Source organism: Aquimarina sp. RZ0, assembly GCF_008370685.1.
In the GTDB taxonomy this organism is placed as follows: Bacteria; Bacteroidota; Bacteroidia; order Flavobacteriales; family Flavobacteriaceae; genus Aquimarina.
Window position 1 is genome coordinate 1 of record NZ_VTZU01000232.1, and the last position, 1,025, is coordinate 1,025.

The 1,025-nt window shown below is 30.0% G+C and carries 1 pseudogene; it reads right to left on the minus strand.

Annotated features, from left to right (window positions below):
* A pseudogene (locus F0000_RS27430) lies at positions 1–966 on the minus strand (IS3 family transposase); the annotation flags it as partial.
* Between the last annotated feature and the right edge of the window lie 59 nt (positions 967–1,025).

The following is a 1,025-nucleotide window of genomic DNA, read 5'->3' on the forward strand; positions in this document are numbered from 1 at the left end:
CTACTGCATTATCCCAACAATTCCCCTTTCGACTCATGCTTTGTGTTATTTTTATATTCTCATTAAACAATGTCATTACTTTAGTTGAAGTGTATTGGACTCCTCGATCTGAATGAAAAATAAATCCTTCCTTTATATCTCTAGTGTTTCTAGCTTTTATCCAAGCTTTGTATACGGTGTTTTCTGTAGTCATGTCTTCACTTAAAATCCAAGAAACCACTTTTCTATCTGCTAAATCTATAATAGTAGTTAAATAATTCCAATGATCTCCTACTCGTATATAAGTAATATCAGACACCCATTTTTTACCTATTTCTAATGCATTAAACTCTCTATTTAGGAAATTTGTAGTTATAGGGTTATCATGATCTGAGTTCGTGGTTACTACAAACTTTTTCTTCAAAACACTTTTGAGTCCTAACTTTCTCATTAAATAAGAAATATAAGATACTGAATAAACTATGTTTTCTCTTGCTAGCATTTTTTGAATTCTAGTACTTCCATAAATCTGATGACTTGATTGAAATATAGATTTTATACGTTCCTTTAATTGTATTAATTTAGTATTTTTGTTATCTTTAGTTTTAAGCCAATGATAATAAGCATTACGACTTACTTTCATGCTGTTACACATCTTTTCAACAGAATAAATTTCTTTATTTTTTAAAATAAATTGATATTTTATTTGTCGCTCTTGGAAAAGATGCTCACTGCCTTTTTTAATATATCACGCTCGATTTGAACGTCTTTTAATTCTTTGCGTAATTGACGTAGTTCTAACTCTTCTGGGCTTAGTTCTCTCTTTTTAGAGAAATCTCCTGATTTTGCCTCATATTCTCTTCTCCAGCGATTTACTGTGCCGCTATCTAGATTATATGCCTCAGAGACTTCCTTCGTTTTTTGACCTGATTTTAATAATTGGACTATCATTACCTTAAAATCGTTGTCATAGTTCTTCTTTACCATAATTCAAATGTATTAATTTGAGACTTATGTTTTTTGTAACAACTAAAGTAGGTACTCCA